General features: G+C 53.1%; 19 protein-coding genes. 8 read left to right on the forward strand and 11 right to left on the reverse strand.

Going from position 1 to position 24,698, the window contains the following annotated elements; all coding sequences use genetic code 11:
• Nucleotides 1-66: 66 nt before the first annotated feature.
• The 3 genes from DYU11_RS08710 (at nucleotide 67) to DYU11_RS08720 (ending at nucleotide 6,602) form a co-directional block, all read left to right on the forward strand.
• On the forward strand, nucleotides 67-1,518 hold the full coding sequence (locus DYU11_RS08710; RefSeq protein ID WP_119667254.1) for a SusD/RagB family nutrient-binding outer membrane lipoprotein: 1,452 nt from the start codon (nucleotides 67-69) through the stop codon (nucleotides 1,516-1,518).
• 341 nt (nucleotides 1,519-1,859) lie between these two features.
• Nucleotides 1,860-5,054: a SusC/RagA family TonB-linked outer membrane protein gene (locus DYU11_RS08715; protein WP_119667255.1), complete on the forward strand. Its 3,195-nt coding sequence runs from the start codon at nucleotides 1,860-1,862 to the stop codon at nucleotides 5,052-5,054.
• 21 nt (nucleotides 5,055-5,075) lie between these two features.
• Nucleotides 5,076-6,602, forward strand: a complete 1,527-nt coding sequence (locus DYU11_RS08720; RefSeq protein WP_119667256.1) for a SusD/RagB family nutrient-binding outer membrane lipoprotein — start codon at nucleotides 5,076-5,078, stop codon at nucleotides 6,600-6,602.
• Nucleotides 6,603-7,052: 450 nt separating this feature from the next.
• Here the strand turns inward: DYU11_RS08720 and DYU11_RS08725 are convergent, their stop codons facing one another.
• On the reverse strand, nucleotides 7,053-8,750 hold the full coding sequence (locus DYU11_RS08725) for a T9SS type A sorting domain-containing protein (RefSeq protein ID WP_119667257.1): 1,698 nt from the start codon (nucleotides 8,748-8,750) through the stop codon (nucleotides 7,053-7,055).
• Nucleotides 8,751-9,431: 681 nt separating this feature from the next.
• On the opposite strand from DYU11_RS08725, the gene DYU11_RS08730 reads away from it, so the two are divergent.
• From DYU11_RS08730 to wrbA, 4 genes are all read left to right on the forward strand, one after another.
• Nucleotides 9,432-9,986: an RNA polymerase sigma factor gene (locus DYU11_RS08730; protein ID WP_119667258.1), complete on the forward strand. Its 555-nt coding sequence runs from the start codon at nucleotides 9,432-9,434 to the stop codon at nucleotides 9,984-9,986.
• A 207-nt stretch (nucleotides 9,987-10,193) separates the two neighbouring features.
• A complete protein-coding gene (locus DYU11_RS08735; protein ID WP_119667259.1) occupies nucleotides 10,194-10,700 on the forward strand; it encodes a hypothetical protein in 507 nt (168 codons plus the stop codon).
• Nucleotides 10,701-10,749: 49 nt separating this feature from the next.
• Nucleotides 10,750-11,208 carry a hypothetical protein gene (locus tag DYU11_RS08740; protein ID WP_119667260.1) on the forward strand — a complete coding sequence of 153 codons (459 nt, stop codon included), beginning with the start codon at nucleotides 10,750-10,752 and terminating at the stop codon, nucleotides 11,206-11,208.
• Nucleotides 11,209-11,393: 185 nt separating this feature from the next.
• Nucleotides 11,394-11,999: an NAD(P)H:quinone oxidoreductase gene (wrbA, locus tag DYU11_RS08745; RefSeq protein WP_119667261.1), complete on the forward strand. Its 606-nt coding sequence runs from the start codon at nucleotides 11,394-11,396 to the stop codon at nucleotides 11,997-11,999.
• 116 nt (nucleotides 12,000-12,115) lie between these two features.
• On the opposite strand, the gene DYU11_RS08750 is transcribed toward wrbA, so the two are convergent.
• The 4 genes from DYU11_RS08750 to DYU11_RS08765 form a co-directional block, all read right to left on the reverse strand.
• The gene (locus DYU11_RS08750; RefSeq protein WP_119667262.1) at nucleotides 12,116-13,630 is read right to left on the reverse strand and encodes a PQQ-dependent sugar dehydrogenase; all 1,515 of its coding nucleotides are present in this window, start codon (nucleotides 13,628-13,630) and stop codon (nucleotides 12,116-12,118) included.
• Nucleotides 13,631-13,632: 2 nt separating this feature from the next.
• Nucleotides 13,633-14,727 carry a plastocyanin/azurin family copper-binding protein gene (locus tag DYU11_RS08755; RefSeq protein WP_199736693.1) on the reverse strand — a complete coding sequence of 365 codons (1,095 nt, stop codon included), beginning with the start codon at nucleotides 14,725-14,727 and terminating at the stop codon, nucleotides 13,633-13,635.
• A gap of 67 nt (nucleotides 14,728-14,794) precedes the next feature.
• On the reverse strand, nucleotides 14,795-15,772 hold the full coding sequence (meaB, locus tag DYU11_RS08760; RefSeq protein ID WP_119667264.1) for a methylmalonyl Co-A mutase-associated GTPase MeaB: 978 nt from the start codon (nucleotides 15,770-15,772) through the stop codon (nucleotides 14,795-14,797).
• Nucleotides 15,765-16,652: a LysR substrate-binding domain-containing protein gene (locus DYU11_RS08765; RefSeq protein WP_119667265.1), complete on the reverse strand. Its 888-nt coding sequence runs from the start codon at nucleotides 16,650-16,652 to the stop codon at nucleotides 15,765-15,767. The genes meaB and DYU11_RS08765 overlap by 8 nt, the downstream gene beginning before the upstream one ends.
• Nucleotides 16,653-16,725: 73 nt before the next feature.
• Here DYU11_RS08765 and DYU11_RS08770 point away from each other — a divergent pair, with 73 nt between their 5' ends.
• A complete protein-coding gene (locus DYU11_RS08770; protein ID WP_119667266.1) occupies nucleotides 16,726-18,180 on the forward strand; it encodes a pyridoxal phosphate-dependent decarboxylase family protein in 1,455 nt (484 codons plus the stop codon).
• Between the two features lie 242 nt (nucleotides 18,181-18,422).
• Here DYU11_RS08770 and DYU11_RS08775 read toward each other — a convergent pair whose 3' ends face one another.
• From DYU11_RS08775 to DYU11_RS08805, 6 genes are all read right to left on the reverse strand, one after another.
• On the reverse strand, nucleotides 18,423-19,019 hold the full coding sequence (locus DYU11_RS08775) for a hypothetical protein (protein WP_119667267.1): 597 nt from the start codon (nucleotides 19,017-19,019) through the stop codon (nucleotides 18,423-18,425).
• A gap of 1,271 nt (nucleotides 19,020-20,290) precedes the next feature.
• The gene (locus DYU11_RS08785; protein WP_119667269.1) at nucleotides 20,291-20,644 is read right to left on the reverse strand and encodes a hypothetical protein; all 354 of its coding nucleotides are present in this window, start codon (nucleotides 20,642-20,644) and stop codon (nucleotides 20,291-20,293) included.
• A 54-nt stretch (nucleotides 20,645-20,698) separates the two neighbouring features.
• Nucleotides 20,699-21,226 carry a GNAT family N-acetyltransferase gene (locus tag DYU11_RS08790; protein ID WP_119667270.1) on the reverse strand — a complete coding sequence of 176 codons (528 nt, stop codon included), beginning with the start codon at nucleotides 21,224-21,226 and terminating at the stop codon, nucleotides 20,699-20,701.
• 138 nt (nucleotides 21,227-21,364) lie between these two features.
• The gene (locus DYU11_RS08795; RefSeq protein WP_119667271.1) at nucleotides 21,365-21,883 is read right to left on the reverse strand and encodes an acyl-CoA thioesterase; all 519 of its coding nucleotides are present in this window, start codon (nucleotides 21,881-21,883) and stop codon (nucleotides 21,365-21,367) included.
• A gap of 242 nt (nucleotides 21,884-22,125) precedes the next feature.
• Nucleotides 22,126-23,265: an esterase-like activity of phytase family protein gene (locus tag DYU11_RS08800; protein ID WP_119667272.1), complete on the reverse strand. Its 1,140-nt coding sequence runs from the start codon at nucleotides 23,263-23,265 to the stop codon at nucleotides 22,126-22,128.
• Between the two features lie 96 nt (nucleotides 23,266-23,361).
• The gene (locus tag DYU11_RS08805; protein ID WP_119667273.1) at nucleotides 23,362-24,651 is read right to left on the reverse strand and encodes an amidohydrolase family protein; all 1,290 of its coding nucleotides are present in this window, start codon (nucleotides 24,649-24,651) and stop codon (nucleotides 23,362-23,364) included.
• Between the last annotated feature and the right edge of the window lie 47 nt (nucleotides 24,652-24,698).

A 24,698-nucleotide genomic window follows, 5' to 3' on the forward strand; every position in this document is an offset into this window, starting at 1 on the left:
CGATCGGTACCTCCGATCTCGTTCACCGATTCAATACCGGCTATTCAAAACGACAAGTTTACTTTTATGAAAAAATATTGGTTCAAATCCACTGTTTTTGCGGCCGTACTGTCAACCCTGACGGCTTGTAGCGACTTTGGGGATATAAATGTCAACCCTAACAACCCGTCGACGCCCAGCACACCGGCGCTGCTGACCGGGGCGATCCGGAACGTAGGGGCTATCAATGGGCAGGTAGGACCGGGGTCATTCAACATGACGCCCGCGCTGTATGTTCAGCAATTCGGCGACGTGACCTACATCGAGGACTCTCGATATAAGACGATCAACTTCAGCTACAATGGGCTCTACACGGGGCCATTGCTCAGCCTGCAGGAGGTTATCGACCTGAACACGAATGAAGCAACCAAAACGGCGGCAGCTGCGACCGGTTCAAACGCGAACCAGATCGCTATTGCCCGCATCCTGAAGGCGTACTTCTTCCAGTTCATCACCGATCGCTGGGGCGATGTGCCGTATTCACAGGCCTTGAAAGCCAACCAGAATTTCACGCCGGCTTTTGACAAGCAGCAGGACATCTACAACGATCTGTTTAAGGAGTGGAAAGAAGCAGCGGCTCAGTTTGATGGGGGCGCAACGGCCCAGGGCGACATTCTGCTCAATGGCAACGCAGCCCGTTGGAAGAAATTCGCCAACTCGCTGCGCCTGATCGCGGCCCTGCGGTTGTCGAAGGTTGATCCGGCGAAAGGAAAAGCTGAATTTGCTGCGGCTCTGGCCGATGGGGTCTTTACGTCAAACGCCGATAACGTACAGTATAACTACCTGTCGGAGGCCAACAACGAGAACCCGTTGTACAACAACTACATCACGACGAACCGAAAGGATTTTGCCCTGAGCAACACCTTCGTTGATTACCTCAAGAAGGTGAACGATCCACGACTGCCGTTCCTGGCCGATAAGAACATCAACGGCGAATACCGCGGTGTGCCGTACGGTGCGTTCCCGGCTCAGGGAAAGGCGCAGGATTTCTCACTGGCTGCTACGGCCATCCGGCAGCAGAACTCCCCGGTGAACGTCCTGACCTACGGCCAGGTGCTGCTGGCCCAGGCCGAAGCGGCTAAACTGGGCTGGACCAGCGGCAATGCCAAATCGCTCTACGAATCAGCCGTTAAAGCATCGATGCAGCAATGGATGGGGGCGGGCTATACCGAAGCCGCCTATACGGCCTACATCGCTCAGCCGGACGTAGCGTATTCGGAGACCAATGCGATTGAGCGGATTGCGACCCAGCGTTGGATTCACCTGTTCTTTCAGGGCACCGAAGCCTGGAACGAGTGGCGCCGGACGGGCTACCCACAATTGAAGCCGACTGCGTCAACGCTGAATGGCGGTACCGAGATCCCGCGCCGACTGGCCTACCCGGTAACGGAAGTAACGCTGAACAAGGCGAACTACGACGCGGTCATCTCCCGCCAGGGGAAAGACGATCAGTACACCCGCGTATGGTGGGATAAGTAAGTCTTATCCTGAAGCAACAGGTTATAAATAAGATCTATAAATAATACAAAAAGCGCGGATTGTCAACCGATAATCCGCGCTTTTTGTATTAAGGATGCATTAGTAAATCAGTAGAACCGGATTTTCTACCTAGTAATAAATAATTACTTAAAATAAATTTAGTTGCTCCTGAATCTCAATACTTAAAGCGTAGATTCCTAACAATATTAGGTATCGTAGGTACAAAACAATATCTTATTACACTAAAATATCGAAAAACCATATATTGTTAAAGACTTTATTTTGTCCTAGTTTTGAAAATTCAGTGCCAATTAGCAACATCTCTAACCTAAATTAACTTTATGCGTAAATTTCTACTGACGCAGTTATTACTGTGTTTGTTTGCTATTCCCCGACTGGCATCAGCCCAGGATCGGTCCATCACCGGAAAGGTCGTATCGGCCGAAGATAACACCCCGCTTCCGGGTGTAAGCGTCCTCATCAAAGGAACAACGCAGGGAACAACCACCGATGCGGATGGTACCTACCGAATTACGGCTGCTCAGGGCAGCGAACTACAGGCCAGCTTCATCGGTTTCGCCACGCAGGGTATTAAAGTGAATGGGCAGTCGACCATCAACTTTTCGCTCAAACCCGATGCCGCCAACCTCCAGGAGATCGTCGTAACGGCGCAGGGTATCCGGAAAAACCAGCGCGAACTGGGGTATGCCACCTCAAAAGTGGAAACCGGCGACGTAACGGTGGGTCGTTCTCCGCAGTTGGCGCAGGCTCTCTCGGGCAAGGTAACCGGTCTGGCCGTTTATAACGTCAACAACAGCGTTGACCCTTCGGTGAAGGTCGTCCTGCGGGGCTACCGTTCGCTGACCGGTAACAACGAAGCGCTGGTCGTGCTGGACGGTATGCAGACGACCTCAACGATTCTGGCCACGATCAACCCCAACGACATTGAGAGTGTAACGATCCTGAAAGGTGGTCAGGCCGCTACGTTGTACGGCTCAGCGGGTATTAACGGGGCCATTCTCATTACGACCAAACGAGGCACGAAAGGCAAACTGCGGGTTAGCTATTCAAACAGCACCAACATCGAGCAGATCAGCTTTCTGCCTCAGTTTCAGGAAAAATTTGGTTCCGGCTCTCACTATTACCCCGCCTTTGGAAGTGCCGGGTACAGTAATGACCCGCTGGTACGGATGCAGGGCAACTGGCGCTCGTACGAAAACCAGCAATTCGGCGATCCCTTCGATGGCTCGCTGCGCATCCTGGGCCGCACGGCCGAAGATGGCAGCCAGTTGATTGTACCGTACTCGGCTATTAAAAATGGTCGGCGGAAAGCGTTCGATACGGGTGTGTCGATGAACAACCAGGTGAGCTTCCAGGGGGGCGACGAAACCAGTTCGTTCTATCTGTCGCTGGAGAATCAGAAGATTGCGGGTACCGTTCCTAACGACAAAAGTGAACGGACGGGCGCGCGCTTGTCGGGTACCAAAGAATACGGTAAGCTGACTGCCGGCTTCAACGCGGCCTACGTGCAGGCTGCCTACGACCGGACCACGTCTGATTTTTACTTCAACGTCATCAACCAGCCTGCCAACCTGCCTCTCAGCGACCTGCGCGACTGGCAGACTAATCCGCTGGCTAATCCCAACGGCTTCTACAACGACTACTACAACAACCCGTACTTTGAAGCCGACAACAACCGCGCGAAGTACAAGGACGCGAACCTGAACGGAAACATCAACCTGAACCTGCGCGCAACGCCCTGGCTGACGTTCACCGAACGGCTGGGCGTGATGAACAACTCGCGGACGGGGAAGAACACGACCGGTAAGTTTACGTATTCGGACTGGGCCAAAACGAAATCCTTCATTCCCGAGCCCTTCTTCCGCGAGGGTGATGGTACGGGGATCTACCGGGCTATTTCTGACGTTCTCGGAGCCGTTTCTGACTACTCCTCTACCGAAAACGTGATCAACAACGAATTCCTGATTCAGGTCGACAAAACGATTGGTCCGTTCCAGAACAAGCTGATTCTCGGTAACAGCGTGTATCAGCGCACGACCAAAGCAATCAGCGTCGGTTCAAGCTCAATCGTGGTGCCCGATGTCTACAACGTAGCGAACCGCCAGGGCGAACTGACCGGTGGTGAGAGCAACACGCAGGAGCGCCGGGTGGGGTATTACGCTGACCTGACGGCCAACTACAGAAACTGGCTGATTCTGAACGGTACGTTCCGTTACGACCAGACGTCTCGTTTCTACAAGCCTACGCGCCCGACCAATACGTGGTCATACCCGTACTATGGCGCTGCCGTTTCGTTCATCGCCACCGACGCGTTCCCGGCCATCAAGTCGTCGTTCCTGAACTACGCCAAAATCCGGGCGAACTATAACAAGAACGCCAACGATAACATACCGCTCTACGGACTGGACCTGGTCTATGGCAACGGGGGCGGCTTCCCCTACGGCAACACGGTTGGTCTGACGGTCGGCAACCGCCTGCCTGATGCGAATCTGCGTCCTGAAGTCGTCTATTCTACCGAAATCGGCGGTGAGTTCCAGTTGCTGAACGACCGGATCAACCTCGACGTATCGGCTTACTCACAGCGTTCGGAAGGCCAGGTCATCACGGTTCGGGTACCGAACACAACAGGTTTCAGCACCTTGCTTATCAACGTTGGTGAAACCAAAAACTGGGGTTACGAAGCCGAACTGAAATACCTCATCGCCCGGGGTGGTAAGTTTTCCTGGGATGCCAGTCTGCGGTACTCTTACAACGACAACAAGGTAGTTGACCTGTATCCGGGCATCAATGAGTTCCAGTACGGTGGGTATTCATACGCCAACACGAACGTTATCAAAGGCGAGCGGTTCCCCATCCTGAAAACGGATGGCTATCAATACGCTCCGGACGGTTCCGGCTACGTACTGGTTAGCCCAACAACGGGGTATCCGCTGCGTCAGACAACGCTATCTCCGCGCGGGGGTACGCTGCCCCGCCACATTGCCGGTCTTGGTTCGAAAGTTGAATACGGCAGCTTCGGGTTTACGTTCAACTTCGAATACCGGGGTGGTAACGTAATGTACAGCGATCTGGGCCGTCAGATGACGTTTACCGGAGCGGGTAAGTGGACGGAAAACCGCTATCCGCACGTCTTCCCGAACTCGGCGATCCTGGGCAGCGACGGCAAAACGGTCACTCCCAATACCACGGTTCAGGTACGTGAGGCCGAATACGGTCTGTGGGTAGACAGCTACCGACTGATTGCCGAAAACTTCGTGACGCCGGCCTGGTTCATCAAACTCCGCGACATCAACCTGTCGTATAGCTTCCCCCAGAGCCTGCTGTCTAAAACGCGGCTTTTCACCGGCGGGAGCATTGCCCTCTACGGTCGTAACGTATTCACGTTCGTTGACAAGAAGAACTACTATACCGATCCGGAGTTCAGCTACACAACCGACAACGGGCAAGGGATCAACAATACCCTGCAGACACCCCCGGTACGTCAGTACGGTGTCAATCTTAACCTGACATTCTAACCATCCGTCATTCTGACCGACATGAAACTAAAAGTTGCTTTTTTATTGACCGCTCTGACGCTGGCCGGTAGTGCCTGTAAGGAGGATTTTTTCGATATAAACACCAACCCGAACACGCTGCCGACGGCCACGCCGAACTACGTGTTCACCAACGCCCAGAACACCACGACGCAGAACCTGATCGGCATCAACGAACTGGGTTCTTACTGGTCGGGGCAGTGGACGCAGTCGAACGGGTACATTATCAGCACGACCCAGTTTGCCTATAACTTCACCAATGGTGATTTTAACTACTGGGATGGATACTTTGATAACCTGTACGATTATCAGTTTGTGATTGATAACGCAGACGCGAATGGACAGAAGTTTCTGAAGGGACCAGCCAAGGTGATGAAAGCCCTGATTTATCAGCAGTTGGTGGATTTGTACGGCAACCTGCCCTACACCGACGCCCTGAAAGGAAACGCTATTCTGGCACCTAAGTTTGATGATCAGAAAGCCGTCTACGAATCGCTGATCACCCTGCTGGACGAAGCGGTTGCGGATATCAAGGCCAATCCGTTTACGGGTACGTTCGGTTCGGCCGATATCATGTTTGGCGGAAATACGACCAAATGGGCGCAGTTTGCCAACTCTGTGAAGATGCGGATTCTGATGCGTCAGGCCCGCGTAGCCGGTCGTGAGGCTTACATCAGAACGGAAATTAACAAGATTGTGACCGGTGGTTCCGGCTTCATTACGGGCGAAGACGTTGCCGTTGGCGGACCGAATTTCTACGTGGCCACTGCCGGTAAGATTAACCCGATTTATGACCGTTGGGGCTACAGCGAAACGGGGGCTCGTCGGGCGCTGAACAACTACCCGCGTATCACGCAGTATCTGGTCAACAGCCTGAAAGCGTCGGGCGATACACTCCGCCTGAAGCGCATTGCCTACGCCGTTGGCAATGAAAACCAGTCTACGCCGGGTGTCAGCACGGCCCGGGAGGTCGCGGCAAACTATACCGGTACGCCGTTTGGTGCGTCGTCTGGATTTCTGCCCGGCAACACCAGCGCCGTTGGGCCAAGCCTGCTGATTCGTGGTCAATTTAACCGTCCGTTTGTTATTATGACGGCGGCTGAGGTGCAACTGAACCTGGCCGAAGCCAAACAACGCTTCCCGGACGTTACCCTGCCTGGAACAGCCAAATCGTACTTTGAGGAAGGCATTAAGCAGTCGTTCCGGGCGCTCGGTGCCAACACCGCCGGTGCTGATGCCTACAAGGGCAGCAAGGTCAACAACTACGACTGGGACGCGTCGACCGATAAGCTGGTGGCAATCGCCACGCAGAAATGGCTGGCCCACGCTAACCTGAATGGTTTTGAGGCCTGGGCAGAATACCGGAAGACCGGTCAGCCCGCTACGCCCCAGAGCGTCCAGGTAACCGACGCGCGCCGGCCGGTGCGGTTGTTCTATCCAAACACCGAATCCGGTTCAAATACGGCCAACGTAACCAGCCAGGGCACAATCGACGTATTTACCAGCCGCCTGTTCTGGGATGTCGATTAAGCACATTACGAGTAAGTAAACCTTCATACTGGGCAGCCACCGAATCACGTGGCTACCGTAACAGCGAAACCCTTCTGGTTCTGAACCGGAAGGGTTTTCTGTTGTCTACATGGCTGAAACGCTGGTTATCGTTTTGGGATCATCGGCAGAAACGACCAGGTGCCGGGTGAGTAAAATTGATACGGCCTTGTTAGTAACGATACGCGTTCTACTTCAGAATAGCTTGTGCGAATCATCATTGCCAACCAGTCCAGCGCACCGGTTTGGGTTAAAGACGCAACACCTGACTAAAACGAACAGAACCACAGGCGGGCTGATCGTTGGCGGGGTGGGTTTGTAAGCGGCCAAACTGAGAGATTACGGCTGGTAGAATCGGTACAGTAGAAACACAAAAAAGCGGGCCGACATTGTCAGCCCGCTTTTCACATTACGCTTTATCCAACTATTAAATTAATTCTGAGCTTTAAGTACTTTGACTGTTTCAACGCCACCTTTCGTAATCACTTTCAGTAAGTACAGGCCTTGCGGCTGCTTCTGGATGTTAATTTGCTCACGGTGCATCACATCCGTTGTTGTTACTGAATTGGAATACACAGAGCGACCCTGCAGATCAGATAGCTGCACGGTAACCGGCTGACGCAGACCCGCGTTAACTTCTACGCTGATGTAGTCGGTGGTCGGGTTCGGGTAAAGCCGAACCTTAGCGCTCGTGTTTTCGCTTACACCAACCCGGGCGGATACTGGATCCTGAATGGTGAAGTTTACGGTTTTGCCACCAACTGCGTTACCGGCCGGAGCCCGGTCTTTTGGCAGGGCGCCAGATGACGTACCATCCTGATCGCGGGGGGTAATTGTCAGCGTGTAATTGCCGGTCGGCCAGCCGTTGTTGAAAGCAGGTCCGATACCCCGATCCGGATCATTAATCGTGTAGAAAACATCGGCTCCCTGGTTGAAAAACAGCGCAAAAGGAGCGAAGTTCTCGACGGTAGCGAAGTTGATACCAGGGCCAGTCAGTTGCATTTGAACCGACTCAACGTTGCTGGCGCCCGGGCAGGCATTAATCAGCGCCGTCCACATCCGGGGTGCCGGATACGTCAGTATGTCGCCGTTCGACAGATTCAGTTTGATATCGCCGGCCCGCGGACCAGCGGTCGGTGACTGGGGCGTAACGCCAACCGCAAACATGTCGATCGTGATCGCGCTAACGGTTACTGTCAGCGGATCCGACGTCTGTGAACTGGCGCACTGGCCCGTCGTGGTGCACTTAGCGGTATAATTTGTAGTGCCGCTCGGCATTACCATAATGCTTGAACCACTACCAATGTCAGAGGTACCATTGTTCCACGTAACTGTACCCTCGCAGCTGTTGGTCAGCGACAGGGTCGTTTTACCACCTTCGCAGATGGTTGCATTAGCAGCCTGAATCTGCGGCTTGCTGGCCCCACCGCTTACGTTGATGGCGATGTTGGAACCGCTCACGCTGCAACCACGGGCGGCCGGGAATGAAGGCGTTACCGTAGCGGTGTACATACCCGCTGTCTGTGCAGTGGTCTGCACTCGTTCACCGTTCGGCGTTACGTTCACCAGCGGAGCAAAACCCGTTTCCAACCCTGTCCAGGTGTAGTTCAGACCGGACTCCGACGGCAGGGCAACCAGGCGGAACTCCTGACCGGGGCAGATATTCAGCGGACCGGTTCTGGGGTTAGCGTTGTAGGGAGGTAACTGATACGTTGCCATAACGCTGTTGCCCGTCCGCACGCGGAGGTTAACGGTGTTACTTGTCGCACGCAGCGGGTCGTTTGAACAGCCCGACGGACGAGTACTGTACACTCTGACCTGATACAGGGATTCGTTTGGTGCGTCGTTGGGCATAGTTACCGAAACCACATTTGACGCCTGCGGGTTAGCGACCGTTTGCGTACTAATCACGACTGGGCCGTTGCCGCCTGGTCTGGCCAACTCGACAGTAAACGTAGTGCCTGCGCACCTGAAATTTTTCAGATTGAATGAAAGATCAAAGGTACCCCCGGGACAAACGACGGCGATCTTGGTGGTAGCGCCGACAACTGTTGCGTTTTCGATAGTTTGTGCTGAAGCCGATAGAATCGAAACAAAGAAGAGTAAGAGGGGAAATAGAAGTTTTTTCATTTGGCGAAAAGTGATAATTGTTTGAAAAAAGAAGCTGCCATGTAACGTGAGTGTTATCCCAACTGACCGGTTTCCCAGCGGTAAAAAGCGGCTCTACGGGTACAGGAGGCTTGTTGGAGGTCAAATGTAGAATGAAGACTCAGCCTAATGGGACTTTTTGGAGATATGATTTACTATAAGGAAGGGTATTTATTAAACGGTGTTGTCCGCTATTTGAATCCTTACCTCTAAAGGCTAAAAAGACCCGTTTATGGTGATTAAGTATGGTTACATTGACAATTATTTATATAAAATATGCCCCCAAAACTGACCGGGCAATAAGGCAAAAAGGAAATCCAATCGATGAGTCAGTACGGCTGTTTTTACGAGCAACGCTGTAGTACGAACGTAAACGAATCGTGATTAGAAATGTAATTTTTCGAAGTTATTCATTAAGTAAAAGCGTATTGACGCGTTGTCGTCCCTTAGGTAACCTCCCTTCGAAGCGTACCTGCTGTATCATCCGGGAGGCTAATGATCTGCTTAAAAAGTATTCATAAATAGGAACGTAGTTGACTCTTTTCTGGAAAGTGTAAAAAATGTAGAATATCGGCAAACTACATTGCATGTTAAACCGTATATGGCTTAATTGCATGTACGTACATGAATTAACCACCGCTTGTAACTTAACATTCTCTCTAAATGAAATCTTTACGTGACGAAGAGGTAATTGAGACCTATTACCCGAGCGATCCGAATGTTTGTTTCGAAACATTGTATACTCGGTACGTAAATAAGGTGTATCGTCGCTGTTTGTCCCTGACTCAGGATTCGGCTAAAGCCGAAGATTTTACCCACGACATCTTTCTGAAGGTTTTCGCAAAGCTCGACCGGTTTCAACAACGGTCAAGTTTCTCAACCTGGCTGTATTCAGTCTCCCACAACTACTGCATGGATCAGATCCGGTTGTCGAAGCGGCTCGATACCGTAGCGATGGAGTCGGGTCAGAATGAGGAGTATGATCTGACCGATACGGAAGAAGCGCAGGAGTTCGACGACCGGCATCAGCAGCTTAAGCGCGTTATGGACGTAATGGCACCGGAAGAAAAAACGATGCTGCAGCTTAAATACGAGGAAGGGCTCAGTATTGATGCGATCGCTGAACGCTACCAGGCTACGCCCAGCGCCGTGAAGATGCGTCTGAAACGAAGCCGTGATAAAGCCCACCGACTGTACCAACAGCAGTATGCGGAATAGCTCATAGCGGCTCTGGTGCTGCGTCTGCAAACTCTGAATCGTTCAACAAAGACCTGCCTGTATGGTGGGTCTTTGCGTTTTAGTCCGGTCTCAATTCGCCCGGGAACAGCGCCCTGACTGACGGATGGAGTAGCGGGAACTACCTGCTGACACCTAAACTTTTTAGGCATTTAACGGTTAATCATAGTAATAAACCGGCTTAACGTTATGAAAGAAGACGAAGAAGGTGTCGACCGCGACGAAGCACAGATCAGCGGTCGGACACAGGGACCATATGGCACTGATGACTCCGACGCAGAACGGGCCATCATCGATAATAAACACCGGCCGGAGATGGAAAACACCTCCAACGGCATGGATAGTGTTCAGGTCCGGGGTGGTCAGGATGGGCGCAACAACCGGGCCATGGGCGGTATGGATATGGACAGTCACAACGGTGTTATCCGCATGGGCGACATGGACAACAGCACCATGGAAGTAACCGAGGAAGGCAAAGAAAATGCCATTTCCAATCAGGATAAAACGAATACCAGTACGGTGGATGTGACGACGCACGGACCGGATGACTACGCATCGGCCGATGAGGTAGGTGTTCCGGAAGCCCAGCGGGAAGCGAAGGAAAGCGCTCAGGATGACGACGCGGACGATGATAACAGCGACGCGGAACAGTTGGCGCAGACTGGTACTGATACCGAGCATAAGCCTACGTATTAAGAACCAGCGTTATTCGAGCATCATACATTCCAATTAAACCAACAACGTTATGAGCTTAAGCAGCAAACTCCGCAAAGAGAGCGATGAATCGTATGCGGCTAAACAAATGCACAGCACTCAGGGACTGGGTCCGGAGCAGGGGCTGGCGCAATTAAACGACAGGCAGTTGGACAACGAGCTACCCTCGCGGGTGGCGTCTGGCAGCGATACTGATTTCACCGACGATTATGAGGACATCAAGCGTACGGTGGCCGAATCAGAAAATGACGATGCGCCTTCGGATGCTGAGGTAGAAGAAGCCAAACGCGCTTCGTGGGGACAACCACCCCTGCCGGCTAACGCAGAAGATGCCACAACGGATCAGAGTGAGCCGATGACGGCCTATCAGCAGCCTACGGATGAATCCGATAATACGGTAGCCGATGCCGACTGGAACCGGACAACGAGCGAAGGGGGAATGGCCCCCGACAATGCCCGCGACCCGGACCGGACATACGGCAATTCATAATCGAACCATCGACGTTCAGAACAGAGGGCGGACAACTTGTTCGCCCTCTGTTGTGTCAGAACCAATCCACGACCGTAACCAGTCAGTAGGTTTCGGAGTATTTCTGAAAAATTTAATATTAAAGGTATATACATTTAAAGTAGATACATTTAATTTGCGGCTCAACCGATAATCTGTTTTGTATCATGGCTAAAATTGCGATTATCTACTACAGTGCCACTGGAACTACTTACCAACTGGCGCGTGCCGTAGAAGAAGGAGCTAAGCAGGCTGGTGCCGAAGTACGGGTGCTTAAAGTACGGGAACTGGCCCCCGATGAAGCGATTGCATCCAATGCGGGCTGGTCGAGTCACCGGCTCGAAACGCAGGACGTACCCGAAGCAACGCTGGCTGATCTGGAATGGGCAGACGGCATCATTCTCGGTGCTCCGACCCGCTACGGAATGCCGGCCGCTCAGTTAAAGCAGTTCATCGACACGACGGGGCCGCTCTGGGGACAGGGCAAACTCGTGAACAAGATTGCATCGGCGTTCACGAGCTGCGCGACTACGCACGGTGGACACGAATCAACGATTCTGGCTCTGAGCAATACGTTCTACCACTGGGGGAGTATCATCGTATCGCCGGGTTATGCCGATCCGATTCAGTTTCAGTCGGGTACGCCCTACGGTACGTCATTTGTCAGCCAGAACGGTTCTTTGTCGCCGGACGAAACGGCCCTCAGTGCGGCTCGTTTTCAGGGTAAGCGCGTTGCCGAGGTAACAGATATGTTCCTGGGCGGGAAGAAATAGGACCACTTTCTGTGTTGGTCTGCGTATCACCCTGACCGCCTTCAGGGGGTTGGGGTGATACGCAAACGCTCCTTTAAAGAAGAGTACGTTTATTGTTTACCGTTTCACAGTATGGCTTAGCGGCCATTTTTTTGTGTCGTTTCAAGCCGGCTCGCTTCTGTTGTTAACCGGTTGAGTGTGTAGCAGATCAGCCGGTTTGCCAGTTGCTTACGGCCACCTTCGGCCTGTACGTTGCCCAGGGTTAGTTCATGAATGTAGCCAGGTTTGAGTTCACGGAGCGTAATCGACACCGTTTTCCGATCGGCCGACAGACGAACACCCGTGACAGGAACCTCGCTGATGTCGGTTTCCGGCGAGCCGTAGGTCTGGTGGTACTTGTAATAGTAGCGCCTGAACCGGTAGTTGGTGAGCTGCTGGGCACTTGCTTCGTCGAGCGGCAGCGAAAACGTCAGGTCAAAGCCGGTGGGTGTCAGGTGCATGGCCATAATATCGAGCGGTACACCACCCTTGTAGCGAATCCGCTGCAAGCCCCGCGTACCGAGCCAGCCGTGGTCGGTCTGGCCGAGCCACAGGCTGCCGTCGGGGGCAAACGCCAGCCGGTTGTTGCCGATACGCAGACGAGTTGTGCCCGAGCCGGCATTGGCAAAGAAGGGAATGCAGGCCCCCTGCATCTGCCCATCTACCTCTTCGAGCAGCACCCGAATCAAGTGCGCGTAGTCCATGTCGCCCATGAACGTTTGCCCGGCAAACGGCCCGAACTTACCGTTGGAATTATCCACTACGATTTGTGTCGGCGAATGGGCAATCCGGCCGTGTGGCAGCGCCACGGCTTCAACCGTCCGCATGCTGTCGAGGGCTTTGACCGGGAGTGTCAGTGGATTAATGTCGGGAAAGCCGTCTTTCCAGACCAGGCTGGCCGGGTGACCATAGAATTTGCCTTTTTCAACGTGGTAGATCTTGCTGGTACCGAGCCAGTCGCCCTGATTATCGGGCACCAGCAAACGGCCCTGCGCGTCGAATCCCAGCCCATTCGGCGACCGGAAACCGCTGGCGTAGGGATGAATTTTACCGTCGGGTGTAATCTGCATCACCCAGCCCCGATACGGCACGCACGAATACATACGGCCCGGCCGACCCAGCGAATCGTACTGACCGCGTAGTTCGGCGCGGATACCGGCACCGTTGGAGGCTGTGTTCAGGCCGATATACAGGTTGCCTTTGGTATCGCGAACGGGGCCGAACGCAAACTCGTGGTAGTTGCCCGACATGCCGAACTGATCCGTAACGGTTTCGTATTGATCCGCTACGCCATCGCCATCCGTATCGCGCAGGCGGGTCAGTTCCGGGCGCTGCATAACCAGGATCTCGCGGTTGTTGATGACCAGAATGCCCAGCGGGTCGTGTAATCCCTCGGCAAAGAGCTTCCAGGTTTTGGTCTTGGGGTTATAAAGCATCACTTCGCCCCGGTGGAAACAAGCCGCCAGCCGGCCGTCGGGCAGGAAGGCGATACCACCCGTTTCGACCGTCAGGCCGGGTGGGGTCGGAATGGTTTCGACCTCGTAATAATCGGAAATGGTATCAGAAGGGGCCGCGCAGGCAAGTATGGCCGAAAGGAGCAGGGTTGTCAGCATGATTACAGGGTCGACATGGTTACGGTGAACTGGCGCGTACCGGCCGGAATCCGGACCGAACCTTTTGTGACCGGCCCCAGCGATGTCTGGTAGCGCATCCCGTCGTCGGGCGCAACGGCGAACATAAGCGGTTCCGTTAGTTTGTCAAAGGTAAACGTCCGGATCAGTCCGCGCCCTTTTGCTACGGGTTTGATCAGCTCCCGAACCGTTACGGCCCCGATTGCATAGTGGAATTCTGGATAGCGATTGACCAGGCGATACCCCTGGAAACGTACGGCCGGGGTTGGCTTCCCGGTCGCCGTCCGGAATGGAAACTCGGTTCGTTCCTGGTAGTAAATGTCGCCGACAATCTTGGTCAGGCGCTGGCCCTTGCCCTCCCATTGTTCGCCGTTATCGACGAAGCCACCCGCCCAGGCGTAGCGAAGCCGACACGTACCGGCATCCCAGCAGTACGACTGTTCCGGGCCGGTACCGACCGCCGGTAGGCCAACGGCAATGGCCGCCGGGCTGCAATCCGGCATAAACGTCCGATACACGGCGGGCAGCTTAACGGTGTAGGGATGGTCCGGTGCTTTCTGCGCGTGGTGGGCATGATCCCCGCTGCCCGACCGATTCGGTACGTTCGGGTCAGCATCCAGGGGCGGCAGGCGTCTAGCATTGTCGACTACGTACAGCACACCGTACATGATGGAGCCGTGGCCCGGATACGTACAGACGTACGGGTAAGCGCCTTCGGTCAGGATCACGGTCAGTGTGTCGGCATTACCCGGATCGACGGTTCGGGTGTGGGCCAGCACCTCAGGCATGGGTGGTACGTGATCCAGCTTCGGACCGCGTTCGCCGAGGGCCAGCGCAAATTCAACCACCCGGAGCCGGGAGTTGGGTTTGGTCAGCACGAGGTTATGGGCCATATCGTCGGTGTTTTGCAGCACCAGGCGCAGGCGGGTATTGGGTTTAAGCACCAGCCGGGGCTGGTCAAACTGAAGGCCAGTGATGGCTTTCAGCACAATGGTTGTGTCCCGGCGGGCCTGCGCCATCGCCGATGAACCGAGAAGACTAGTCAGTATGAAAAGCCAGCAAATAAAGTGTTTAGGCATTGGATGAGCGTAATGAATAAGTTCATGCATTTGACTGCATAACTAATCATCAAATTTACCACTATTTCTAAATGTTTCGTAGCAGGTTTTCTACTGCCTGCACGGGCAGCAACGTACCGGCTTTGATCTGTGCTTCAACTGCTTTTAGCTGCTCAGCAACGCCAGTTTGTTGAAAAAAACGGCTTTCGAGCCGATTGCGGAGGTGGCTCCGAAACCAGGCCAGTTGCTGCTCCTGACGCCGACGATCGCGGTGCCCATGTCGGGTCATTAGTTCCTGATGGTTCTGGATCAGTTGCCAGATGTCGGTAATGCCCTCGCCGGTGGTGGCGGAGCAGGTCAGCACGGGCGGACTCCAGCCGGTACCCGTTGGCGGAAATAGATGCAGGGCGTTCTGGTATTCAACGCGGGCGCGGTCGGTGGCGGGGCGGTTATCGCCATCGGCTTTGGTAATGGCCAGCGCATCGGCCAGTTCCATAATGCCCCGTTTCATGCCCTGAAGCTCGTCGCCGGCCCCCGCCAGCATCAGCAGCAGAAAGAAATCAACCATGCCGTGTACCAGCGTTTCGGACTGCCCGACGCCCACCGTTTCGATCAGGATCACATCGAAGCCGGCCGCTTCGCACAGCAGCATGGTCTCGCGGGTGCGGTGCGCGACGCCCCCCAGCGAGTCGCCCGCGGGCGAAGGGCGGATGTAGGCGTTCGGATCGACGGAAAGCTGCTCCATGCGGGTTTTGTCACCCAGCAGACTGCCGCCCGATCGTTGGCTGGTGGGGTCGACGGCCAGCACGGCCAGTTTATGACCCTGATCCGTCAGGTATTTGCCGAAGGTTTCAATGAATGTGCTTTTGCCTACGCCCGGTACGCCCGTTATTCCCACGCGTACGGAATGGCCGGTCCGGTTCAGAACGCCAGTCAACACCTCCTGCGCCAGCGCCTGATCGTCCGGCCGCCGACTTTCGATGAGCGTAATGGCCCGGCTTAGCACCAGCCGGTCGCCGGCCAGGATGCCGCTAATGTATTGATCGGGTGGGAGTCGGTTACGCATGCGTATCAAGGAGTCGGTCAATCAGATTCAGAAACGGCTTCAGCTCATCGGTACGTTCCGTCAGCCAGAGCATCCGCATTTCGGCTTTCTGCGGCACGTCGGTCAGTTCGATGGTTTTAATGCGTAAATTCTGACCACGCAGGGTGGACGCCGGTTCGATGGAAATGCCCATACCCGCTTCGACTAGCCGCAGCACCGTACTGGAATAGGCCGATTCGTAGGCAATATGGGGCAGAAATCCGTACGTCTGACACAGCGACTGTAGGCTTTCAACGTAGCCCATGCCTTCCCGTAGCGGTGGCAGGATAAAATCGTCGGGGGCGAATACCGACAGGTCTGTGAAGGTTTCGGCAGTAACCGGGTGGCTTTCAGGCAGGATTACGACGAAGTTTTCCGCGTAGACAATCCGGCTGCTGATGTCGGCGGGTGTAATGACGTTGGGCGAAAAACCGACATCAATCTCTCGGTTTTGCAGAGCCGCCATCTGAAACCGGTTGGTTGTTTCCATCAGCAACGCCCGCAGATCCGGGGTTTGGTCGCGGATCGTGGCCAGCAGGCGGGGCAGAATGGACTGCATTGCCGAACTGGCGTGGCCAATGCGGATTTCGCCCGCTTCGCCCCGGTGAATCTGAGCCGTTTTTCGAAACGCCTGCTCCAGTTGCTCAATCAGCCGCCGGGCTTCCTGTTGCAGGTACGCTCCGGCCGGGGTGAGTGTTACGGTACGTTTGTCGCGCCGGAATAACTGCGCGCCAACGTCGCGTTCCAGTTGCTGAATCTGGCGGGTCAGGGCCGGTTGTGCAATGAACACGGCTTCGGCCGTTCGGCGGTAATTCAGCGTTTCGGCAAGCGCCAGAAAATGTTTGAGCTGGTAGAGGTCCACTGATGCGTTTCTGGTATCAATTTATCAAAAATAAGCATTTCCGGTTATCACAACGATTCGTTTGCTTTGACCCATGAACGAACGACTGCACACCGCCTATTCGCCCGAGACGTTCCGCGCCCAGGCCCATGCGCTGGTCGATGTACTGGCCGATCACCTGGCGCAGGCCGAAACCGGTCAGCAACCCACTCTGAACTACGCCGATCCCGACGATCAACTGGCGTATTGGCAGGCCGATTTTGAAAAGCCGGTCAATGCGGACCCGCTGCCGTTGCTGCGCGATATGATCGGACGATCCATTCACCTGCACAACCCGAAGTTCATGGGCCATCAGGTGACACCCCCGCTGCCGCTGGCGGCCCTGACGGGTTTGCTGACGGGACTGCTCAATCAGGGCATGGCCGTGTACGAAATGGGCATGACGGCCAACGCACTCGAACGGATTGTGACACAGTGGCTGGCCGGTCGGCTGAACCTCGGCCCAGAAGCGGGTGGCCTGCTGACGTCGGGCGGAACGCTGGCCAACCTGACGGCCTTGCTGACCGCCCGGGCCGTGGCGGCTCCGACCGATGTATGGGCGCATGGTACGTCGGACCGACTGGCCATCATGGTGTCCGACGAGGCCCACTACTGCGTAGACCGGGCGGCCCGGATCATGGGCCTGGGAACGGAGGGGATCATCAAAATCCCCACAAACGACAGGTTCCAGATGCAGACGGAACTGCTTGAGCCGTATCTGGCGCAGGCAAAAGCACGGGGCCTGACCGTGTTTGCGGTGGTGGGCAGCGCCTGCTCTACGTCCACCGGCTCCTACGACAACCTGACAGCCATCGCTGATTTTTGCGAAACTCATGGACTGTGGTTTCACGCTGATGGCGCACACGGGGGCGTAGCGGCCTTGTCGGATACGTATCGGCTGCTGGTGCGCGGTATCGAGCGGGCAGATTCGGTGGTCGTTGATTTCCACAAAATGATGATGATACCCGCCCTGGTTACGACGGTGCTTTACAAGCGGGATGCCGATTCGTACCGTACGTTCCAGCAGAAGGCGCAGTACCTCTGGGCTGATGCAAACACGAAGGACTGGTTCAACTCGGGCAAGCGGGCATTCGAGTGTACCAAGCTGATGATGAGCGCGAAGGTATACACCGTATTGCGGACGTACGGGGAGGAGCTATTCACCGAAAACGTGGATACGCTCTACGGCCTGGCCCGGCGGTTCGCGGGGCAGATCCAACAACGAGCGGAGGTTGAACTGGCGGTTGAGCCGGAGTCCAACATCGTGTGTTTCCGCTACGTCGGCGACCTGACCGATCCGGGCCGGCTCGATGACCTGAACAGCCAGATTCGCCGGCAATTGCTCAGGGACGGGCAGTTTTATATTGTGCAGACAACGCTGCGTGGCCGGGTGTACCTGCGCGTTTCGCTCATGAATCCGCTCACGACCGACGACCATCTGGCTACGTTGCTGAATGATGTAGAACGGCTGGGTCGTGCCTTTAGTAAGACAGACGCTATCGTGTTATAAATACAGGAAGCAAATCGGCAATTGGTTTCATCGCCCTTTTAGGTGCCCTTCAACTAGTTCACGCCTATACGACGTACGTTCAGCCTGGACGCATTGACTGGCTCAAAATACTGGCTGCGCTGTTATGTTTCGTCTTGTCGGCTAGTGGGTATTTCTGGATAAAACGCAACTCGCACCGGAGTGAATGAGCCCGATTGAGCAGGGGAGTATGAACGTAGTGTCGGACACTACGTTCAGTCAGTTTAAAATTTGTAGCCAATATTGAATCCAATGATTGGAATAACACTTATTCCTGTAAACTTGGTTAAGGCAACCTGCCCTGACGCAACCAAACGCCTTGTTACCGTATGTGAATAGGTTGCTTTTGCATGAAACCCAGCATCAAGTGTTTTTACGTTATTGACATCAGCTATGATATTTGTTACTTCGCCATTGGGAGTTAGCGTGTAGTCAATTCTTTGATATGTTTTGTCAGTTCTGTGCCACAGGGAGGGCCCCAGACCAATTGTTACGAGGTTATTATTTGTACGAATTGGTGTAAATGCCAGAGTTAAATCGCCAGTAATACGCCTTCTAAATTCACCGTTTATGTAGTAATCATTTAAAATATTGATATGACTGTTGCTCTCAAAATAACCGGACGTTACAGACAGGGCCAGTCTATAATCTTTAATGAACCGAGTGTATGTAAGCTGATAATGGGGGCCAGTTGCATCAGGAGCATCTAATTTCAAATAATTCACTCCAAGCGATACCAAATTGTTAGGCGCATCGGTTAATGTTGACTGCGCTTTTGCACATACAGAAAGTGTCAATAACAAGAACAAAAATTTTTTCATAAGTTGAGGAAATAGAACAAGTTGCTGTTAATGAGTAACGATTGATTGATTATCTATGTGGTGTTAGACTTACTGACCTTATAAAAGAGCAATAAAATAACGAATAACTCGAAACGATAAGCTGGTCTCTATCAAGAACTGCTGCTCTGGACGTTGCCCGAGGCATTCACAAGGGCCAAAGAAAGGTGAAAAGTACAAAAAAAGCATTGTCTAAAATCTTGGCAAAAGTTGTGTTTTGTGACTATTTTTATGTTAAGAGAATAAATATAGAATGCCTATAATTATCACGTCGGATAGGTCTTTAAAATTTACTATTATACTACTGGATGATTTCTCAAAGTTCTAGTCATTAGGGATATGTTTAAAGCACTGTAACCGATTAACATAACTGGCAACAGGTATTTGAAATAGAGGGCTAACGAATAGCTATCTATTATGTATTTGTGCCAATAGCTATTGAACGAATAGATAGGAAACTCGACTAGCAAGTATCGGATAGATTGGGTGAAAGGAATGAAAATTAAAAAGGCAGTTAGTAGTGCAGGCAAGAAACTAAGTTGATAAAGAAGCAATGACTTCCAAGTTAGGCTATCGAATGCAGGATCGACCCAACGATGGATTCGGTTTATTAATAACGCTAGGACGAAGATTGTTACAAGTTCGGGCAGTATAGTGTTCCTAACTAATAGACCCAAGTAAGGTAGAACACCACCACTGTCCTTGACAAAATTCCACTTAACCTCGCTAGCAACCCCCCAAGTTACAGCCTCGACTAACACTAGAAAGATCAGTAGAACAATAACACCATTGACGAAAAGGATACGAATATCTCGAAAAGTAGTCATGATATAGGTTGTTATATAAGTGGCGTGGCTGTTGCAAAAGTCTGGAAAGTCCCAATAGCAAGAACAAAAATTTTTTCATAAGTTGAGAAGACAGAACAAGTTGCTGTCAATGAGTAACGATTGGTTAATTGTCAATGTAGTGTTCTTTTTGTGGTGTTAGACTTACTGACCTTACAAAAGAGTAATGAAATAACGAATAACTCAAAACGATAAGCTGGTCTCTATCAAGAACTGCTGCTCTGGACGTTGCGTAGCATTCACAAGGGCTAAGTAAAGGTATAAAGTATAAAAAACAGTGTTTAAAAAAGTAGTGTTTTGTAACTCAGATTATGTTATGAAATAAATGTCGGAAACTGAAAAGTTACGTTTATCTAGTCAGCATAATAAAGTACAATTAAGACCTCTATATATAAGCTACATAGTTCGTTAACTTTTTCGTCCTTTGTATTTAGATAAATATCCTTCATTGCCTTCATGCTCTAAATTTTCCCTATACTTTTTTTCAAAGACTTCAACCGGAATGTCCTTAATGTTCAAAACGTTAACTGCTAATTCGAGATAAGTTAGTCCAATTTTTGTTAACACTTGATAGGATACTAATACCATCATTCTGTGCCATTCGTTATACTGTTCCCTTCTTTCAACCTCTACTATGTATTCAATCTCTCTAAAATCATCACGCAATGAAATGATGAAAGATTTTTTACTGTTTCCATATTCTAAATAGTATTGTTCCTTCCAGAGAGTCTTAATTGGGTGAAAAATATCTTCAAAATACATATCTAAGACCTTCAGTTCTATATTGATCCCTTTTGTTGTACAAGTGGCAATATGTTAATCAACCTCAGTTTGAAAACTTTCAGGATCTACCTCGAATATATACTCAAGACCGTCAATATCATCCAGTTGTTCGCCTTTGTGTACAAATCCAAAAGGGCGAATTGTCGCTAATGAAGCCACATTATCAGGACGAATCGTTGCTCGAACAACCCTAATTTCGGGCTCTGAACTAGCTTGCTTGAGCAAATCGCGTAGCATTGACTTTGCATAGCCTTGGCCTCGGTGAGCGGGTACTACTGAGTAAGCAACCTCAACCATACCCACTTGGTCGGGCGGACCATGAAATCCAGCATGACCTACCACCTCACCGTTCGCCATAACGATCCGTGCTATCCAATCCAAGGTGCGAGAGTCCTGACGGAATTGGTTAAGTCTGTTGTTCCATCGTCGAACAGCGTCATCAGTAATAAAATAAGGGCCAAGTTTAGCACCTACTAATGTACTTGCCCTCTGTAGATCTCGATTGATCAGGGCCTGTAAAGCTTCTTCAGTGAACTTGATCCAAGATAGCTGGTGAGTCATTAAAACTGTTGTGTAATCTCATATGTCAACCATTACCCAATACATAACAAAAAAAGGGTTTTGTTATGTATGTTCTGTAATCAATGGTATCAGCGCAAAGACACCCAATTTCTTGCAGCGACTTTGCGCTGAACCGCATTATTCTACTCGCAAATATTCTCGTAGTTCCTTGGCGTCCTGGGCATTCATGCGGCCAGCCAGGACCAGACGTAGCTGCCGCCGACGTAACGCGCTCTCGTAACGGGCTTTCTCCTCGTCGGTTTCCGGGATAACGGCGGGCACTTCAATGGGTCGGCCGGTCTGATCAACGGCCACGAAGGTGTAAAACGCGCTGTTGGTACTCACCCGAACACCCGCCGGAATGTCTTCCGCCCAGACTTCGATGAATACTTCCATCGATGAACTGAACGCCCGGGTAACCTGCGCTTTCATCGTGACGATGTTGCCGAGCTTGATCGGTTCGGCAAAGGATACGTTGTCGACCGAGGCCGTAACGACGATGCGGTTTGAGTGTTTCTGGGCGGCAATGGCAGCCGCGATGTCCATGAAGTGCAGCAGGCGCCCGCCCATCAGGTTATTGAGCGTGTTGGTATCGTTGGGCAGAACCATTTCGGTCATGACCGTTATCGACTCGCGGGCGTGTTTTGGTTGAGGCATGTAAAAACAGATTGTAAATTAACCGCAAAGGTACGACTCTGATCCGTAGGAAGTGTTTGAGAACTGATAGGAGCTGTTGTAATAGTTACATATCACCCTCGGTCCCTCCCGCATCGGCGGACCACCCATTACAGGGAGAGGGGTTGGGGACAGTCGGCCGCTGCCGTGAGGGTGACATGTACAACCCCACAAAAAAGCCCCGCTGCGGACAACGGGGCTTTCATCCGGGAAATGTTTACGTACTACGGCAGTACCTCAAACGCCAGGAACTGCGTGATCTGCGCGGCTCCAAAGTTGTCGTCGGATACCATAACCAGCGAGTAGTTGCCGTTCGGCAGCTTCGGTCCGAGGGTCATACCCTCCAGGTTGTCGATGCGTGACACCCCGCTCGTCGCTACGTCGTACAGCAGCGTTTTGGTAGCGGGCGTATAGTTGGCACCCTGCAACCCGTTTACATTGGCAATGTTGGTCGCGTTGGTCAGGTCGATCCTGTAGATCTTCACCGAATAATCCGGCGTGGCACCCACCGCAAACGACCGTTCCATCACCAGCAGCTGCGTTTCCGACAGCGCAATCATGTCAACCACACCGTTCAACTGGAACTGGTTCGATGGCTGCGGAGCGGCATGCACCGCGTCCAGCCGATACGCATACTGCGCCACAGGCTGGCCCGTCTGGCGGTCGTATTTGATGATCCGGATGGGCGAACCCGCTACGTTGAACGCGGCCCGGGGACCATCTTCGTACAGCGGTTCTTCGCTGGCCGCGAACAGATACCGGCCATCGACCGTCAGGGCTAGACCTTCAAATGAACCATTCGAGCGCGTACCGTTTTCGGTCGGCTGGATGTTGAACAGGCTCGGAACCGGGTAATCGGCTACGTAGCTGCCGTCCAGATTAGCCTCTCGGATAAACGGCTGGATGAAGATCGGGGCCGGAGTGGCTGTTGGGTTCCGAAGCCCTTCGCTCGACCAGATAATGCGCCGGTTCACCGCGTCGAACTGCAACCCTTCCGGATCGACCCGCGCCGGGGTGAAGTTCGAACCGTCGGTGTTTTTCAACGTAGTTACGCCGGTAAAATTGACGCTGTTGAACGCATTGGCCGTGTAGTTCAGCGAGGCCGTGTAGTACCGAACCGGGTTAGTCGTGCCCTGATCGTCGGCCATGATGTAGAACTGGTTGGTTTCGGCCCGGTAATCGATGCTCGACAGGCCACCGATGGATGTGCCGCCGAACTGCGACTGAAACGGAACGATGCGCTCGCCGATGAAGCGGAGGCCGCTCACAGTCTGGGGGGAACCGGGGTTAGTCCGGTGGTCTTCGCAGGCAACGATACCCGCCAGCAGACCGAGAGCAATGGTTGATGATAGAATTAATTTCATACCCGTGGTTGTGATGGAAGGCGCAAAGAAACAGCAGGGTTTCGTTGCATCGCATTATCTCAATATTAAGTCTATTAAATGGAAGCCCAGCCCGGCTTACTGCTTGTACACCTTGCCGTCTTTCATGACGAACCGGACGGCCTGCAGCGTTTTGATGTTCTGCACCGGATTTTCGTCCACGGCAATAATATCGGCCAGCTTGCCGGTTTCGATCGAACCGATCTGCGCATCCATGCCCAGCAGTTTGGCGTTGTTCAGCAGGGCCGATTTGATGGCTTCGACCGGCGGCATACCGGCCTCAACCATGTATTCAAACTCCTTGGCGTTGTAGCCGTGGATGTAGACGCCGGCATCGGTACCGAACGCGATCTTCACGCCGGCTTTGTAGGCTTTCCCGAACGTAGCCTGAATTTTCGGACCGATCGCCAGCGCTTTGGGCGTTACCAGGGCCGGGTAGTAACCGAACATCCGGGCTGAGTCGGCTACGGTCTTGCCCGCAATGATGGTCGGTACGTAGTAGGTGCCGTATTTTTTGAACAGCTCGATGGCTTCATCGTCCATGTACGTACCGTGCTCGATGGTCTGCACACCGGCGCGGATGGCCCGTTTCATGCCCTCGGCACCGTGGGCGTGGGCCGCTACGGCAAACCCGTAGTCTTTGGCGGCATCGACAACAGCTTTCACTTCCTCCGGCGTAAACTGTGGACCGGAGCCGTCTTTCGCATTACTCAGCACCCCGCCGGTGGCCGTAATTTTAATCAGGTCGGCTCCCTCCTTATAGCGTTGCCGAACGGCTTTGCGGGCATCGTCGGGGCTGTTGATAACGCCCTCGGCCGGACCGGGGTCGCCCATCAGGTCGCGCCGGTAGCCGTTGGTCGGGTCGGCGTGTCCGCCCGTTGTGGCAATGGACTTCCCGACGGTGAAAATGCGCGGCCCCTCGACCAGTCCGCGGTTGACGGCATTGCGCAGGGCGATGTTGATGCCTGAGCCGCCGAGGTCCCGAACGGTCGTAAAGCCGGCCAGCAGGGTTGTTTTGGCGTAGCTGGCGGCCTGAAACGCTACGTCCGGTACGTTCTGCGTAAAGGCGTCGATCTGACCACCCCGCCGGGTCTGCGATTCCAGGTGGACGTGCATATCGATCAGGCCGGGCAACACGGTCTTGCTTTTCAGGTCAACGACCCGATCCTGACCACTTGGCGACTGGTAGCCTTTCTGGACGGCTACAATCTTGTTGCCCTCCACCACGACCGTCATCTGCGGCTGGAGGTCGTTGCCGGTGCCGGTGAAGAGGTTACCGCAGTGAAGCAGGGTGCGCTGGGCAAGCAGGGGAGACGTAGTGAGCAGCAGGCCCGTCATGGCCAGCAGATTCAGGTACTGTTTTTTCATAGATGATTCAGTGGGTTGGGCACGAAAAAAGCCGCAACAGTTGGTCG

Origin of the sequence: Fibrisoma montanum (assembly GCF_003583365.1) — a bacterium.
Lineage (GTDB): Bacteria > Bacteroidota > Bacteroidia > Cytophagales > Spirosomataceae > Fibrisoma > Fibrisoma montanum.

Excerpts from the sequence above, each read along its gene's own strand:
- DYU11_RS08710 (WP_119667254.1), top strand. The coding sequence starts at position 67 with ATGAAAAAATATTGGTTCAAATCCACTGTTTTTGCGGCCGTACTGTCA.
- DYU11_RS08715 (WP_119667255.1), top strand. The coding sequence starts at position 1,860 with ATGCGTAAATTTCTACTGACGCAGTTATTACTGTGTTTGTTTGCTATT.
- DYU11_RS08720 (WP_119667256.1), top strand. The coding sequence starts at position 5,076 with ATGAAACTAAAAGTTGCTTTTTTATTGACCGCTCTGACGCTGGCCGGT.
- DYU11_RS08725 (WP_119667257.1), bottom strand. The coding sequence starts at position 8,750 with ATGAAAAAACTTCTATTTCCCCTCTTACTCTTCTTTGTTTCGATTCTA.
- DYU11_RS08730 (WP_119667258.1), top strand. The coding sequence starts at position 9,432 with ATGAAATCTTTACGTGACGAAGAGGTAATTGAGACCTATTACCCGAGC.
- DYU11_RS08735 (WP_119667259.1), top strand. The coding sequence starts at position 10,194 with ATGAAAGAAGACGAAGAAGGTGTCGACCGCGACGAAGCACAGATCAGC.
- DYU11_RS08740 (WP_119667260.1), top strand. The coding sequence starts at position 10,750 with ATGAGCTTAAGCAGCAAACTCCGCAAAGAGAGCGATGAATCGTATGCG.
- wrbA (WP_119667261.1), top strand. The coding sequence starts at position 11,394 with ATGGCTAAAATTGCGATTATCTACTACAGTGCCACTGGAACTACTTAC.
- DYU11_RS08750 (WP_119667262.1), bottom strand. The coding sequence starts at position 13,630 with ATGCTGACAACCCTGCTCCTTTCGGCCATACTTGCCTGCGCGGCCCCT.
- DYU11_RS08755 (WP_199736693.1), bottom strand. The coding sequence starts at position 14,727 with ATGCCTAAACACTTTATTTGCTGGCTTTTCATACTGACTAGTCTTCTC.
- meaB (WP_119667264.1), bottom strand. The coding sequence starts at position 15,772 with ATGCGTAACCGACTCCCACCCGATCAATACATTAGCGGCATCCTGGCC.
- DYU11_RS08770 (WP_119667266.1), top strand. The coding sequence starts at position 16,726 with ATGAACGAACGACTGCACACCGCCTATTCGCCCGAGACGTTCCGCGCC.
- DYU11_RS08775 (WP_119667267.1), bottom strand. The coding sequence starts at position 19,019 with ATGAAAAAATTTTTGTTCTTGTTATTGACACTTTCTGTATGTGCAAAA.
- DYU11_RS08785 (WP_119667269.1), bottom strand. The coding sequence starts at position 20,644 with ATGTATTTTGAAGATATTTTTCACCCAATTAAGACTCTCTGGAAGGAA.
- DYU11_RS08790 (WP_119667270.1), bottom strand. The coding sequence starts at position 21,226 with ATGACTCACCAGCTATCTTGGATCAAGTTCACTGAAGAAGCTTTACAG.
- DYU11_RS08795 (WP_119667271.1), bottom strand. The coding sequence starts at position 21,883 with ATGCCTCAACCAAAACACGCCCGCGAGTCGATAACGGTCATGACCGAA.
- DYU11_RS08800 (WP_119667272.1), bottom strand. The coding sequence starts at position 23,265 with ATGAAATTAATTCTATCATCAACCATTGCTCTCGGTCTGCTGGCGGGT.
- DYU11_RS08805 (WP_119667273.1), bottom strand. The coding sequence starts at position 24,651 with ATGAAAAAACAGTACCTGAATCTGCTGGCCATGACGGGCCTGCTGCTC.